Raw genomic sequence first — 14,969 nt, forward strand, 5'->3', positions numbered from 1 at the left:
GTCTAGATATTGCGTCATTGAAAACACTGCTTTATCATTGCGCTCATGCCCGGGTGGTGAAATAGGTAGACACAGGGGATTTAAAATCCCCCGCCCACAAAGCGTGCCGGTTCGAGTCCGGCCCCGGGCACCATTTTAATTTTGTTAAAATGGTGTAATTAAAAAAACCAGCTTAAGCTGGTTTTTTTGTGTCTATTGCTTTTATCTTTGAACAGATTGCACTTGCATTGCTTGCCAAACTTTTAATGCATCTGCCGTAGCCTTAACATCATGCACACGTAACATACATGCACCTTGTTGCACACAAATTAAATGAGCCACAACAGAACTTACCACACGCTGATCCGCAGCAAGCTCACCAATCACCTCACCTAAAAAACGTTTGCGAGATAGTGCAGACATTACGGGATAACCCAATTGATGCAGTTGATCAAATTCATTTAATAACTGTAAATTTTGTTCTGTGTTTTTTGCAAAACCAAATCCAGGATCAACAATAATATGCTCAGCCTTTACACCAGCTGCCAAAGCCTCTGTAATGCGTAATTTGAGCTCTTGAATCACCTCTGCTGTGACATTCTCATAATGTGCAAGGCTATTCATTGTATCGGGCTCACCTCGCATATGCATTAGAATCACAGGAATATCCAGCTCAACAGCAGTTTCCAAAGCCCCTGCCCGTGTTAAACCTCTAACATCGTTCCAAATATGCGCTCCAGCAGCAACTGCTGCACGCATAACAGAGGGGGTAGAAGTATCAATAGAAATAACAACATCATGCTGAGCCAATGCCTCTACAACTGGGATTACTCGACGCATTTCCTCAATCTCACTAACCACAGCAGCACCAGGTCGTGTAGATTCTCCACCAATATCAATTACGGTTGCCCCATCAGACATCATTTGTAGAGCATGTGCTAACGCTTGCTCAGTTGCCAAATACTTACCACCATCACTAAATGAATCTGGTGTAACATTTAAAATCCCCATAATATGAGGTACTGATAAATCAAGCTCTAAGCGACCACATTGCAGTTGATGTTCAGTTAAAGGCATTAACCGCATAATAAATTCTCTTTAAATCAAAATTATGTTCATAAGTTTAGCAAGTACATCTAACAGTGGCTAAATTAATTTACTGCCAGATATGCAAAAAAAAAGAGCCCTAAACTTAGGACTCCTTTTCATCTCAATTCAATTAACTTGCTGGTAACGGTGGTGGAGTAGATGGACCTTCGCTAGCAACTAAGTCAGCCACTGGGTTCTCAGCAACATATACTTTAGGTGGGCGAGGTTCACGACCTTCCATAATGTCACGAATTTGCTCACGATCAATAGTTTCCCATTCCATCAAAGCTTTCACCATCACATGAGCGATCTCTTTGTTATTTTCCAAAAGATCCCACGCAACTTTATATTGCTCATCTAGAATGCGGCGTACCTCAGCATCAACTTGCTGTTGAGTAGCTTCAGAAATAGTACGGCTACCAATACTACCTAAGAATGATTGCTGCGAATCTTCTTCGTAAACCATCACACCTAGTTTTTCAGACATACCGTATTTCGTTACCATTGCACGCGCCATTTTCGTTGCACGTTCAAAGTCATTCGATGCGCCTGTAGATTGTTGATTAACAAAAATCTCTTCTGCAATACGACCACCAAATAAAATTGAAATTTCTTTCAACATTTTATCTTTATAGTGACTTGTTTGATCATGTTCTGGAAGCTGCCAAGTAACACCCAATGCCCAACCACGAGGCATAATAGTTACTTTATGCACAGGATCAGTACCAGGAAGTAATTCCGCAACAATAGCATGACCTGATTCATGATAAGCAGTTGCACGACGCTCTTCTTCACGGATAACCATAGACTTACGCTCTGGCCCCATGTAGATCTTGTCTTTTGCATCTTCAAAGTCATGCATATCAACAGTATTTTTATTACGACGAGCAGCAAACAAAGCAGCTTCATTCACCAAGTTAGCCAATTGTGCACCAGAAAAACCAGGTGTACCTCGTGCTAGCACCTGCACATCTACGCCAGTTACCGAAGGCAACTTCTTCAAATGCACATTTAATATCTGCTCACGACCTTTAATATCTGGCAAACCAACCATCACTTGACGATCGAAACGTCCTGGACGTAATAAAGCTTTATCTAGCACATCTGCACGGTTCGTAGCAGCAATAACGATAATACCTTCGTTACCCTCAAAACCATCCATCTCAACTAACATTTGGTTTAGTGTTTGTTCACGCTCATCATGACCACCGCCCGTACCTGAACCACGGTGACGACCAACAGCATCAATCTCATCAATAAAGATAATACATGGCGCATGACGTTTAGCTTGTTCGAACATATCTCGGACACGAGATGCACCAACACCAACAAACATTTCAACAAAGTCAGAACCTGAAATACTAAAGAAAGGAACTTTTGCCTCACCTGCAATAGCTTTTGCAAGTAAAGTTTTACCTGTACCAGGAGGACCCACCATTAAAACACCTTTAGGAATTGTTGCCCCTAAACGTTTAAATTTTGATGGATCTTTCAAAAAGTCAACAATTTCTACTACTTCTTGTTTTGCTTCATCACAACCAGCAACATCAGTAAATGTTACTTTAATTTGGTCTTCAGAAAGCATTTTCGCTTTTGACTTACCAAAGCTCATTGGGCCATTTTTGCCGCCTGCACCACCACCCATGTTACGCATAAAGAACATGAACAATAGAATAATCAACAATACAGGGAAGCTCGCAATAAGTAATTGCATCAACAAACCCTGACGTTGAGGAGCGGTACCTTCAACAACGACATTATTTTTCGTTAAATTCGGCATAAGCTGAGGGTCTTCAATCTGAGGACGCACACTCTCAAACTTTGACCCATTGGTTTTTTCACCGCTGATTTGCAAACCATCAATAGTCACTTGTTTGACTTGACCAGCATTCACCGCGGCAACGAATTGAGAATAATTCATTTCATCTGGTTTATTGCGGTCACTGATGTTGCTGAAAATTAAAATCAGCACACCGAGTATAATGAGCCACAACACGGCATTTTTGAAGAGATCGCTCAAAGCTTTATTCCCATATCAATCTAATTCTGATCATGCCGAATTTGGATGACCTTTAACAAAAAAGCAATTATCACGTTTCGCAATAAATCACAAAAACCTACAAAATGCACGTTATTGAGCCTTTTGGCAAGTATTGTTTATTGCGATAACTTTTTACGCCCCTGCCCTATTAAGAACACCTCTTTAGAGCGAGCCCGAGAAGCTGCAGGTTTGGCTGTTTTTAACACAGTAAAACTATCTACAACTTGTTTTCTAAATTCGTCAAAACCAACACCTTGGAATACTTTTACCACAAATTGCCCTTTAGGGTCTAACACCTTATTGGCAAAATCTAATGCAAGCTCACACAAATAAATTTGTCGGGGTTGATCAACGGCCTTATTACCTGATGTATTGGGGGCCATATCCGAAATTACAACGTCTACTCGACGCCCATTTAAGATTTTTAACAATTCTTCAAAGACAGCTTCTTCTCGAAAGTCACCTTGTAAGAAGGTTACGTCAGGTAATGCATCCATTTCTAAAATGTCAGATGCAATCACCAATCCCTTATCACCCACTAACTTTCCAGCGATCTGAGACCAACTCCCAGGCGCTGCACCAAGATCTACCACAGTCATACCTGGTTTAATAAGTTTATATTTTTCCTGTATTTCAAGTAATTTGTACGCAGCGCGAGCACGATAGCCCTCTTTCTGTGCTTTTTTTACAAAAGGATCATCTAGATGCTCTCGCATCCACGCACGACTACTCTTTGACAACTTTTGATTGGTGATGCGTGTAGCCATAACTCTCTATATTAACTAAAATGTACTCTTTTCCGATTGTACGTGAAAATATAATGCATTGCAGCATCGTTCTGTATTTGTCCACTATGCTTGAATGAATATCATCTGCTTTAACTTATTTAGTTTTTTTATAGCAATATAGCAGCGTTTAAAGTCTTGCTTTGTTATAATAGGTCGTTTTTCTTTTCAGGTTATTTTTTATGGCAGCTTTATCTATTCACGAACGTAAACGCTTACGCCAAATCGGACACGCACTAAACCCAGTAGTTATGATTGGTGGTCAAGGTTTAACTGAAGCTGTTATTGAAGAAACCAATCGCGCTTTAAACGACCACGAACTCATTAAAGTGAAAATTGCTGGCGAAGATCGTGAGGCACGCCAAGCAGCTATTGCAGAAATTAGTCAAGCAACAGAATCTGAAGTAGTTCAAACCATTGGTAAAATTGCTCTTTTGTACAAAAAAGCTAAATCGCAAAATGCGAAACTTTCCAACTTGGTTCGTCACGCTCATCTTTCAAAATAAAAAGCTGGTAACTATATTATGGCTAGCTATGAACTCGTTGCTTTTGATCGTACATTTCGCGCTGTCAGTATTGTTACTGCACTAGAACAACAAGCAAACAATGTTCTTAACCTCGGGTTTTGGTTGAATGATCCTGAACAACGAGTTGTTTGGCCACCACTTGTAACAGCCCATCCTCGCCAAGACTCTCTCTGGGAAAATACTTGTTTTGAAGTTTTCTTGGGTGTTCAAGGTCGCGACGAATATAGAGAAGTAAACTTATCTGCTTCTCAGGCTTGGCAAGCCTATCAGTTTGAGGAGTATCGTTTTCCAGAACAGTCTCCTCCACCTGTTGCATATGACATTGATCTATTAAGCCTGAATAAAACGCATTATGGTCTTAATGCTAAAATTGACCTCAGTGCATGGTTAAATGCTGAAAATATTCGTTGGGATGAACTATATGTAGGTTTAAGTGCAGTAATTGTTACCCAACAACAACTACATTACTTTGCAATGCAACACAGTGCTAAACAAGCTGATTTCCATAACAAACATGATTGGTTACACCAATTTTAAATCAAGCTTGGGTTTAAAAAACAAAGCCACCATTCAATGGTGGCTTTGTACGTTATACATATTAGTTTAGACTGGGACGATAAATATATTTATTGTTTTACTCTATTCCATGCTTCCAATCCATTCTCTTTTGACCGCCTTAAGGTTTCAGCTAAATGCTCTTTATGTTTGTTCGAAACTTGAGAAACGTCTTCTTTCAACTCATTAACTAACTTTGTTAACTCTTGCATTAAGCCATTCACCTCTTTTTTTGCAAAACTGCCTAACTCGGTCAACCCTTTCTGTGAATTTACTATTTGTAATTTAATTGAAGCCATACTCTGCATTAAGTCTTGCTTTAATTGACGCAATTGTTCAACCATACCTGTTGCAAGCTCAGATTCAACAACCGGGGTTGATTCCTGCGTTGCACTAAGAGGTTGATCGACCTGCTCAATAACTGCATCTGATTGTTTTTTTTGTACATCAGATTTTAAGGTTCGGGCAGCTACCGCTTTTTTTTCTTGTTCAGCCATTTTTCCACCTCTAGTTATAATAAAAATGAACGTTTAGCCTAACCGATTTCATGTTAAATAAAAGGATTCTAATCATAAATAAATATAGTTTTACACTTTGACTACACGCCAACATGATCACACTGCAAATCCATTGACATGACTTACTCAACATCTCTTTTAGCATTTACTTGGCAATTTATTCTTAATAAACAAGCATAAATAGCCATTACCTATTTCGTCGTTGAACAGAATATAATCTTGAAAAAGATATCTTTAATATTATTTGAACTAATACTTAAATCAGCATGGACTTTGTATACTTTAGTGCGTATAATGCGCTGTTAAGTTCAAGCGAGCAGACATAGGGAGGGTAGGTTTAAAACATAACCTTCCTTTTTTTTCGTCTACTCGCTTTTTTACAGCCTAAATTTGTGGTTTTAGTTCAGGAGCTTTGGTTTGAGCACCCCCGCCATTTTAGCCCTCGCAGATGGAACAATCTTTAAAGGTACATCCATCGGTGTTTCGGGTAGTACGACTGGTGAAGTCGTTTTTAATACAGCCATGACTGGCTATCAAGAAATTTTGACTGATCCAAGTTATGCACAACAGCTTGTCACGTTAACCTATCCACATATCGGCAACACGGGTTGCAATGAAGAAGATGTTGAGTCAGGTCGAATTCACAAAGTTTGGGCCAATGGCTTAATCATTCGTGATCTACCTTTATTACACAGCAACTTCCGTTCAACTCAATCTCTTTCTGACTATCTTACTCAGCATCAAGTTGTTGCAATTGCTGATATTGATACACGTAAATTAACACGTATCCTACGTGATAAAGGTGCTCAGAATGCGTGCATTCTTGCTGGTGATAATATTACTGAACAAGAAGCATTAGAAAAAGCACGTGCATTCGGTGGCCTAAATGGACTAGATCTTGCGAAAGTTTGCTGTGATCCTCAAGGTTTTGAATGGACTGAAGGCTCTTGGCAGCTTGGGCAAGGCTTTACTCAACCTGAATTAAAATTTCATGTTGTAGCATATGATTACGGTGTCAAAACCAACATCCTTCGTATGCTTGCAGATCGCGGATGTAAACTTACAGTTGTGCCTGCAGAAACCCCAGCGGCGAAAGTATTAGAACTTAATCCAGATGGTATTTTCCTTTCAAATGGTCCTGGCGATCCAGCTGCTTGTGACTATGCGATTGAAGCGGTTAAAACTATTGTCGACACCACAGATATTCCAGTATTTGGTATTTGCCTTGGTCATCAAATCTTAGCATTAGCTTCTGGTGCTAAAACAATCAAAATGAATCATGGTCACCATGGTGCAAACCATCCAGTACAAGATATCGAAGCGGGTACAGTGATGATTACATCTCAGAACCATGGTTTCGCTGTTGATGCAGATAGTTTACCAAACAACCTAAAAGCAACACATAAGTCATTGTTTGATAACACCTTACAAGGTATTCATCGCACTGATAAAGCTGCATTTAGTTTCCAAGGTCACCCTGAAGCAAGCCCAGGCCCTCATGACTGTGCGCCTTTATTTGATCATTTCATTGAGCTTATTGAAGCCTCTCAACACAATAAAGGAGCCAAATAATGCCTAAACGTACGGATATTAAAAGCATCCTTATTATTGGTGCTGGCCCAATTGTGATTGGACAAGCATGTGAGTTTGACTACTCAGGTGCTCAAGCATGTAAAGCGCTTCGCGAAGAAGGTTTTCGTGTAATTTTGGTGAACTCTAACCCAGCCACCATTATGACCGACCCAACAATGGCTGATGCAACTTATATCGAGCCAATTACTTGGCAAACTGTTGCACAAATCATTGAAAAAGAACGTCCAGATGCAATCCTCCCTACAATGGGTGGTCAAACTGCATTGAACTGTGCTTTAGCTTTAGATGAACATGGTATTTTAGAAAAATATAATGTTGAACTAATTGGTGCATCTAAAGAAGCAATTAACAAAGCAGAAGACCGTAAGCTTTTTGATGAAGCAATGCGTAAAATTGGTCTTGAATGCCCACGTGCCGCTGTTGCAGAAACAATGGAAGAAGCATTACAGATCCAAGCAGGCTTTGGCTTCCCTGTTATTATTCGCCCATCATTTACAATGGGTGGTTCAGGTGGTGGTATTGCTTATAACCGCGAAGAGTTCCTTGAAATCTGTGAACGTGGTTTTGACTTATCACCTACTCACCAACTACTCATTGATGAATCATTGATTGGTTGGAAAGAATATGAAATGGAAGTTGTTCGTGACAAAAACGACAACTGTATCATTGTCTGTTCAATTGAAAACTTTGACCCGATGGGTGTACACACTGGTGACTCAATCACTGTTGCTCCAGCACAAACCTTAACGGACAAAGAATACCAATTGATGCGTAATGCTTCTTTAGCAGTACTTCGTGAAATTGGTGTGGAAACAGGTGGTTCAAACGTACAGTTTGGTATTTGCCCAAATACTGGCCGTATGGTTGTGATTGAGATGAACCCACGTGTATCACGTTCATCTGCACTTGCATCAAAAGCTACAGGTTTCCCTATTGCTAAAGTTGCAGCAAAACTTGCTGTAGGTTATACCCTTGATGAGTTGAAAAATGATATTACTGGTGGTGTAACACCTGCTTCATTTGAACCATCAATTGACTATGTTGTTACTAAGATCCCTCGCTTTAACTTTGAGAAATTCCCACAAGCAGAAACTGTCCTCACAACACAGATGAAATCTGTAGGTGAAGTAATGGCCATTGGTCGTAACTTCCAAGAGTCAGTACAGAAAGCACTACGTGGTTTAGAAGTTGGTGTATGTGGTTTTGATGAACAACTTGATGCTCATGAAACTAAAGCTAAAGAGAAAATTTTAGTTGAACTTAAAGTTCCAGGCCCAGAGCGTATTTGGTATGTTGCAGATGCATTCCGCCATGGTATGAGCCTAGATGAAGTCTTTGAAGCAACTAAAATTGACCGTTGGTTCTTGATTCAAATTCAAGACATCATCAAAACTGAAGAGCAAATCAAAACTTTAGGTTTTGGTGATCTTACTGCTGAAAATATCCGTTCATTTAAACGCAAAGGTTTATCTGACTTACGCATTAGTAACTTGATGGGTATTTCACAAAAACAATTCCGCAAGCATCGTTGGAATTTAGGTGTTTATCCTGTTTATAAACGCGTAGATACTTGTGCAGCTGAATTTGAGTCAGATACAGCTTATATGTATTCGACTTATGATGACGAATGTGAATCTAATCCTTCAAGCAAAGATAAGATCATGGTCATTGGCGGCGGTCCAAACCGTATTGGTCAAGGGATCGAGTTTGACTATTGCTGTGTACATGCAGCTTTAGCAATGCGTGAAGATGGTTACGAAACAATCATGGTTAACTGTAACCCTGAAACTGTTTCTACAGACTATGACACTTCTGATCGTTTGTATTTTGAACCAATTACGCTTGAAGATGTGCTTGAAATTGTGCGCAATGAAAAGCCAAAAGGCATCATTGTTCAATATGGTGGCCAAACACCATTAAAATTAGCACGTGCGCTTGAAGAAGCTGGTGCACCAATTATTGGTACATCACCAGACGCTATTGACCGTGCAGAAGACCGTGAACGTTTCCAACAAATGATTCAACGTCTTAACCTACGTCAGCCAAACAACAGTATTGTGAAATCGGCTGATGAAGGTATACGTGAAGCAGAAAAAGTTGGCTTCCCTCTCGTTGTTCGCCCATCTTATGTATTAGGTGGTCGTGCAATGGAAATCGTGTATAACGAAGAAGAGCTAAAGCGTTACCTACGTGATGCGGTACAAGCTTCTAATGAAGCCCCTGTACTTCTTGACCGATTCTTAGATGACGCAATTGAAGTTGACGTTGACTGTGTTTCAGACGGTAAAGACGTTGTCATTGGCGGTATCATGCAACACATTGAACAAGCTGGTATTCACTCAGGTGACTCTGCATGTTCAATTCCACCATATTCATTGTCTGATGACATCCAAAATGAAATGCGTCGTCAAACTGTTGCGATGGCAAAAGAACTTGGTGTTGTTGGCTTAATGAACGTACAGTTTGCAGTGAAAGGCAATGATGTTTACATTCTTGAAGTAAACCCACGTGCATCACGTACTGTACCATTTGTTTCTAAATGTATTGGTGAGTCTTTGGCCAAAGTTGCAGCACGTTGTATGGCTGGACAATCTCTAGCTTCTCAAGGCTTTACAAAAGAAATCATTCCAGCACACTACTCTGTTAAAGAAGCAGTCTTCCCTTTCAACAAGTTCCCTGGTGTAGACCCTATCCTTGGACCTGAAATGAAATCTACAGGTGAAGTCATGGGTGTTGGTAAATCATTTGGCGAGGCTTTCTACAAAGCTGTACTCGGTTCAAATGATCGACTTCCTGGTAAACCGACAGAAGGTGAAGTGAAACATGCCTTTATCTCAGTACGTGACTCTGACAAACAACGTGTTGTTGGTGTAGCATCGCAACTTGTTGATTTAGGCTTTAAAGTTATCGCTACTGGCGGTACATATGATGTTATTCAAGCTGCTGGTATTGCTTGTGAGCGTGTAAACAAAGTTACAGAAGGCCGTCCAAATATTGTGGACCGCTTGAAAAATGGCGAAATTCACCTCATTATCAATACAACTGAAGGTAAACAAGCGCAACAGGATTCATGCTATATCCGCCGCTCAGCATTACAAGCCAAAGTGTATTACACGACTACGCTTAATGGTGCAGAAGCAGTTTGCCAAGCACTTGCAATTCAATTGCCAATGGATGTATATCGTTTGCAAGACTTACAAGTTGTAGGTTAATTCTCTACCGATCAATCCCGCCACTTGATCGGTGGCGGGATTTTTTATTTTTGAGTTATCAATTTTTCTTACTAACAGAGGGACAACATGCAACGTTATCCTATGACTCCCGAAGGCAAAGAAGCCCTAGAGAAAGAGTTACATCAATTAAAATCAGTAGACCGTCCACGTATTACCGCTGCAATCGCAGAGGCGCGTGAACATGGAGACCTCAAGGAAAATGCTGAGTATCATGCTGCTCGTGAACAGCAAGGCTTCTGTGAGGGACGCATTCAAGATATTGAAGGCAAATTAGGTGCAGCACAAGTTATCGATATTAAAGAACTTGAGCACAATGGTCGTGTTGTTTTTGGTGTAACAGTAACGATTGAAAACTTAGACACTGAAGAAAGAAAAACATATAAAATCGTTGGTGATGATGAGGCTGATTTTAAAATTAATAAAATTTCAGTCAATTCACCAATTGCTCGCGGTCTATTGGGTAAGCATGAAGGTGATGATGCTAAAATCGTAACCCCTCAAGGTGAAGTTGAATACGAAGTCGTTTCTGTAGAATATATTTAATCGGTTCCAATATACTTTTTTAAATAAGCCAGCCCGTTTGCTGGCTTTTTATATTTTAAACATGTCCCGTCCTGAAATAAATTAATCTTCGCTTTTCGCATATCTATTTTTTTATTCATACAAATCAATCTCAATCATACAATTATTACCAACAGTAATTTATTATCCATAGGAATTTAATAGGTTTTATATTAGACAAATACCAGTTATGATCTAGATAGATGGTCAGATTCAATCATCATCAAAAAGCATACCAACGGTTTATTTTTACGACTTGCAACAACAATAAGGAGAGACCCTAATGACTTACCAAAATATTCTCGTTCCTGTAGACGGCTCAGAAACAGCAATGACTGTGGTAAAACATGCAGCAGAATTAGCGAAAAAGTTTAACAGTAAAGTGACTGTTGTTCAGGTCATGACTTTAGATCCATATATTGCTTCAGAATATTTTGCTTATGGTCAATCAAATCAACTGATTGAACGTGCCCGTAACTTTATTAAGGAAAATATTGAAAAAGCACAACAGGCTTTTGCTGCAGAAGGCATTGAAGTTGAAACTCTTTTACTAGAAGGTGAAAATATTCATCAAACTATTTCAAAAGCAGTAGCTGATAATAATATTGATCTTGTTGTATTAAGTTCTCATGGTCGTACAGGAATCAAAAAACTTTTCTTAGGTAGTGTTGCTCAAAGCCTCATTACTGAATTAAATATTCCTGTGTTAGTTGTTAAAAACTAATCCGACTATATCTGCAAACGGCATTACAAATAATTAAGCCCTATACTATAGGGCTTAATTATATTTAAGATTTATATTTGCAAGCTAACTTTCATAGTGTATCAGTGTGATTAGGGCTGCCATAGAAAAGTTTTCATATTCACTCTTCCATTCACCACAGTTACACCCTCTTGCATTAGTTTTAAGCACTGAATATTCTCACCTTGGGTATTACATTTTTCCACACGAATCACCCCCTGACTATTCAGCACTCTATACCAAGGCAACTCGCTTTTAGCGTCTAGTCTAGACAAAACTCGACCAACTAAACGTGCATGTTTTGGCAACCCGGCAAGTTTAGCAATTTGCCCATAACTTGCCACCTTACCTTTAGGTACTAACTGTACTACTGCAAGAATTAAACATGCCAATTCATCGCCTTCTGTGCTCATATTTAATTAACGTCAATCTTTTCAAGCTACACAACTAAAAATTACCTGGTTGTTCTAGACGTTTTAACTCCTCTGCTTTATCAGGGCGGTGTAAAGTTGCTACACCATCTTCTGTTTTTTCATCCACAAAAGACTCTGGTTTATAAATCGTAATTGTTTCATTACCATGCTTATCTTCACCGACAATGTATTTATAGCCCTTACGATTAAGCTTATTACACATTCTCTGATACCAGCCTTTAAAACCGCTCTGGTTTTCATTTGGATTGTAATAGAAAGCATTCATTACGGCAGGCAAACCTAAACCACAAACCACCCCAGAAAGCAAAACGCTAATAAACGTATAACCAATTAAAATACTGCTGTACTGACGTAATTCTGGAATATTTGCAACCGCCAAAATTAAGGCAAGTGAAATACCACCACGCACACCTCCCCAAGATAAAATAACTAAACTACCGTTATAACTTTTTTGTCTAAAACTTGGGAAAAAAGCAAACGATAAAAAGTTTGCAGCAAAACGTGATAAATGTAATAAAACAAATGCAACAATACCACCAAAGATTAGGCTCGAATTTAAATCTAAAATGAATATTTCAAGACCAATTAAAGTGAACAGGAAGGAATTAATAATCCCCTCAACCGTGTGCCAAAAATGATTGACCTCCCTTACTTCACGCTCAGCAATAATTTCTCCCCACTTATTACCTACAATCAATCCCCCAATTACACAAGCAATCGGAGCAGAAGCATGAGCAAATAAAGCAACCAAATAGGAACCACATGCGAGTAATGCAGTCGTCAAAATAAGCGACTCCATTTCATGTTTACCCTTCAGTAATCTTAAAATACCCAAACCAAAAGCCCAACCAATTACCACTGCCACAACAATCTCATATAGCAGTGTTTGTAAGGTCGCAAGTAAACTAAAATGTTCACCTTCAAGCACATTCAGCAACGTCATAAAAATAGCAATACACATCGCATCATTAAATAATGATTCACCCTCAAGCTTAATCATTAAATGATGTGGTGCACGTACAGAGCTTAGTACGCCTTTGATGCCAATAGGATCCGTCGCAACCAAAGCAGAACCCAATAGAAAAAGAACTAAAATTGGAACAGGTTCACCAATCAAATATTGAAAGGCATATAAAAGACCACCGTAAAAGACTGCACACAAAACAAGTGCTATAGTTGCCAATATACCAATGGGCTTCCAAAAAGTTCTTAAGTCAGAAACTTTAAACTTAAGTGCTGAAGACGTTAAAATAAAGCAAATAACACCGTTCACCAAAAAATCATAAAAATCAATTTTACGTACAGCGTCTTCAATACTATGAATATTAATGGAAATAAATTGATTACCGTTAAGTAGGCTTGCCCCCCACTGCAACAAAAAGACTAAAATTGCAGAAACAATGGGTACACCAATTGCTTGAGGGAAACCTAAAATACGTTTATTAAATATAGTGGTCACGATAGATAACGCAAAAATTACCGTAAAAAACTGTAGTAGAAAATAATTACCCATGTGACTCCTATCCGCTATTTTTTATTCAAAATCTGCTTATCAACACATGTTGATGGACGTTACATTGTAGCTTGATAAAACCTGCAAAAAAATAAAAGTGTTCTTATCATTATTTTTTTTGACAAAATTTCAACCAAATCTTTAAATAATCTCTTCAATAGAGAAATTCAATTACATGTTCCATTTTTATATATTGCAAAACATCTCTATGCTCATGAATCTGCATATTTCACTTATTTTTTTACTTTAGTTTTTAAATGAATTGATTTTTCTTACTGACATAAAAAAAAATATTCCCGTACAATGTAGCGATTCAACAAAGCACAAGTATTAATCAATGTGCATCACACAGAAAGATTGGAATAGTTAATGAGTAATCTAGATTCACGTCCTATTATTTTGACTGGAGACCGTCCTACAGGACAGTTACACTTAGGCCACTTCGTAGGTTCACTTCGTTCACGTGTTGGTCTACAAGACTCTCATCATCAACACTTACTATTAGCTGATGCACAAGCATTTACTGATAATGCTGACAACTTTGAGAAAGTACGTCGTAACATCTTAGAAGTTGCAACAGATTATTTAGCAGTAGGTATTGATCCAACTAAGACAACTATTTGTGTGCAATCTAGTTTACCTGCACTCAATGAGCTCACCATGCTTTACCTCAACTTCGTTAGTGTGGCACGTCTAGAACGCAATCCAACAATCAAAGCTGAAATTCAATTACGTGGTTTTGAACGTGACATTCCTGCCGGTTTCTTATGTTATCCAATTGCTCAAGCGGCAGATATTACTGCATTTAAAGCAACTGTCATCCCTGTTGGTGAAGATCAAATTCCAATGATTGAGCAAACCAATGAAGTTGTACGTCGTGTTAACCGTCAAATTGGTCATGACTTACTTCCTGAGTGCAAAGCTTTACTTTCAAATATGAGCCGTTTACCTGGTTTTGATGGCAAAGCAAAAATGTCAAAATCTTTAGGCAATACTATTGTTCTTGATGCGACAGATAAAGACATTAAAAAAGCAGTAAACGCGATGTATACTGACCCGAATCATCTTCGTATTGAAGATCCTGGTCAGGTTGAAGGTAATATCGTATTTACTTATCTAGATGCATTTGATCCAAATAAAGAAGAAGTAGAAGAACTAAAAGCACATTATCGCCGTGGTGGTCTTGGTGATGGTACAGTTAAAAAACGCCTTGAAACAGTACTTAAAGAGCTTATTGGACCTATTCGTGAGCGCCGTATGGAACTTGCAAAAGACCCAGATTACATCATGGATATTTTACGTACGGGCACAAATACCTGTCGTGATATTACCCAACAAACTTTGGATGAAGTAAAAGCAGGTTTAGGTGTTTTCCATTTTTAATTAGATTTTTATATTA

General features: G+C 38.8%; 13 protein-coding genes and 1 tRNA gene. 8 read left to right on the forward strand and 6 right to left on the reverse strand.

Features of this window, described 5'->3' with window-relative positions:
* The first annotated feature begins 47 nt into the window (after positions 1 to 47).
* A tRNA-Leu gene (locus RFH42_RS01075) sits at positions 48 to 133 on the forward strand.
* A 68-nt stretch (positions 134 to 201) separates the two neighbouring features.
* Here the strand turns inward: RFH42_RS01075 and folP are convergent.
* The 3 genes from folP to rlmE form a co-directional block, all read right to left on the reverse strand.
* Entirely contained in the window at positions 202 to 1,065 is an 864-nt protein-coding gene (gene folP / locus RFH42_RS01080; protein WP_308973670.1) for a dihydropteroate synthase, read from the reverse strand.
* A gap of 133 nt (positions 1,066 to 1,198) precedes the next feature.
* Entirely contained in the window at positions 1,199 to 3,088 is a 1,890-nt protein-coding gene (gene ftsH / locus RFH42_RS01085; RefSeq protein WP_308973671.1) for an ATP-dependent zinc metalloprotease FtsH, read from the reverse strand.
* 137 nt (positions 3,089 to 3,225) lie between these two features.
* The gene (rlmE, locus tag RFH42_RS01090) at positions 3,226 to 3,876 is read right to left on the reverse strand and encodes a 23S rRNA (uridine(2552)-2'-O)-methyltransferase RlmE (protein WP_016655334.1); all 651 of its coding nucleotides are present in this window, start codon (positions 3,874 to 3,876) and stop codon (positions 3,226 to 3,228) included.
* 200 nt (positions 3,877 to 4,076) lie between these two features.
* On the opposite strand from rlmE, the gene yhbY reads away from it, so the two are divergent.
* Positions 4,077 to 4,400, forward strand: coding sequence for a ribosome assembly RNA-binding protein YhbY (gene yhbY, locus RFH42_RS01095; protein ID WP_308973672.1), 324 nt, complete (start codon positions 4,077 to 4,079; stop codon positions 4,398 to 4,400).
* 18 nt (positions 4,401 to 4,418) lie between these two features.
* The gene (locus tag RFH42_RS01100) at positions 4,419 to 4,958 is read left to right on the forward strand and encodes a hypothetical protein (RefSeq protein WP_308973673.1); all 540 of its coding nucleotides are present in this window, start codon (positions 4,419 to 4,421) and stop codon (positions 4,956 to 4,958) included.
* 89 nt (positions 4,959 to 5,047) lie between these two features.
* On the opposite strand, the gene RFH42_RS01105 is transcribed toward RFH42_RS01100, so the two are convergent.
* The gene (locus RFH42_RS01105; RefSeq protein ID WP_308973674.1) at positions 5,048 to 5,473 is read right to left on the reverse strand and encodes a hypothetical protein; all 426 of its coding nucleotides are present in this window, start codon (positions 5,471 to 5,473) and stop codon (positions 5,048 to 5,050) included.
* A 438-nt stretch (positions 5,474 to 5,911) separates the two neighbouring features.
* Here RFH42_RS01105 and carA point away from each other — a divergent pair, with 438 nt between their 5' ends.
* From carA to RFH42_RS01125, 4 genes are all read left to right on the forward strand, one after another.
* On the forward strand, positions 5,912 to 7,066 hold the full coding sequence (carA, locus tag RFH42_RS01110) for a glutamine-hydrolyzing carbamoyl-phosphate synthase small subunit (RefSeq protein ID WP_308973675.1): 1,155 nt from the start codon (positions 5,912 to 5,914) through the stop codon (positions 7,064 to 7,066).
* Positions 7,066 to 10,299: a carbamoyl-phosphate synthase large subunit gene (carB, locus tag RFH42_RS01115; RefSeq protein WP_308973676.1), complete on the forward strand. Its 3,234-nt coding sequence runs from the start codon at positions 7,066 to 7,068 to the stop codon at positions 10,297 to 10,299. Before carA ends, carB begins: the two co-directional genes overlap by 1 nt.
* An 87-nt stretch (positions 10,300 to 10,386) precedes the next feature.
* Complete coding sequence (gene greA, locus RFH42_RS01120) at positions 10,387 to 10,863, forward strand: transcription elongation factor GreA (RefSeq protein WP_308973677.1); 477 nt, start codon at positions 10,387 to 10,389, stop codon at positions 10,861 to 10,863.
* A gap of 301 nt (positions 10,864 to 11,164) precedes the next feature.
* Positions 11,165 to 11,605 (forward strand): universal stress protein, encoded by a 441-nt coding sequence (locus RFH42_RS01125; RefSeq protein WP_308973678.1) that lies wholly within the window; start codon positions 11,165 to 11,167, stop codon positions 11,603 to 11,605.
* A 110-nt stretch (positions 11,606 to 11,715) separates the two neighbouring features.
* Here RFH42_RS01125 and RFH42_RS01130 read toward each other — a convergent pair whose 3' ends face one another.
* Entirely contained in the window at positions 11,716 to 12,036 is a 321-nt protein-coding gene (locus RFH42_RS01130; RefSeq protein ID WP_308973679.1) for an MGMT family protein, read from the reverse strand.
* A 34-nt stretch (positions 12,037 to 12,070) separates the two neighbouring features.
* Positions 12,071 to 13,570 carry a cation:proton antiporter gene (locus tag RFH42_RS01135; RefSeq protein WP_308973680.1) on the reverse strand — a complete coding sequence of 500 codons (1,500 nt, stop codon included), beginning with the start codon at positions 13,568 to 13,570 and terminating at the stop codon, positions 12,071 to 12,073.
* Between the two features lie 369 nt (positions 13,571 to 13,939).
* Here RFH42_RS01135 and trpS point away from each other — a divergent pair, with 369 nt between their 5' ends.
* On the forward strand, positions 13,940 to 14,953 hold the full coding sequence (gene trpS / locus RFH42_RS01140; RefSeq protein WP_308973681.1) for a tryptophan--tRNA ligase: 1,014 nt from the start codon (positions 13,940 to 13,942) through the stop codon (positions 14,951 to 14,953).
* Positions 14,954 to 14,969 lie beyond the last annotated feature (16 nt).

This window comes from Acinetobacter rudis, from assembly GCF_031157835.1.
GTDB lineage: Bacteria > Pseudomonadota > Gammaproteobacteria > Pseudomonadales > Moraxellaceae > Acinetobacter > Acinetobacter rudis_A.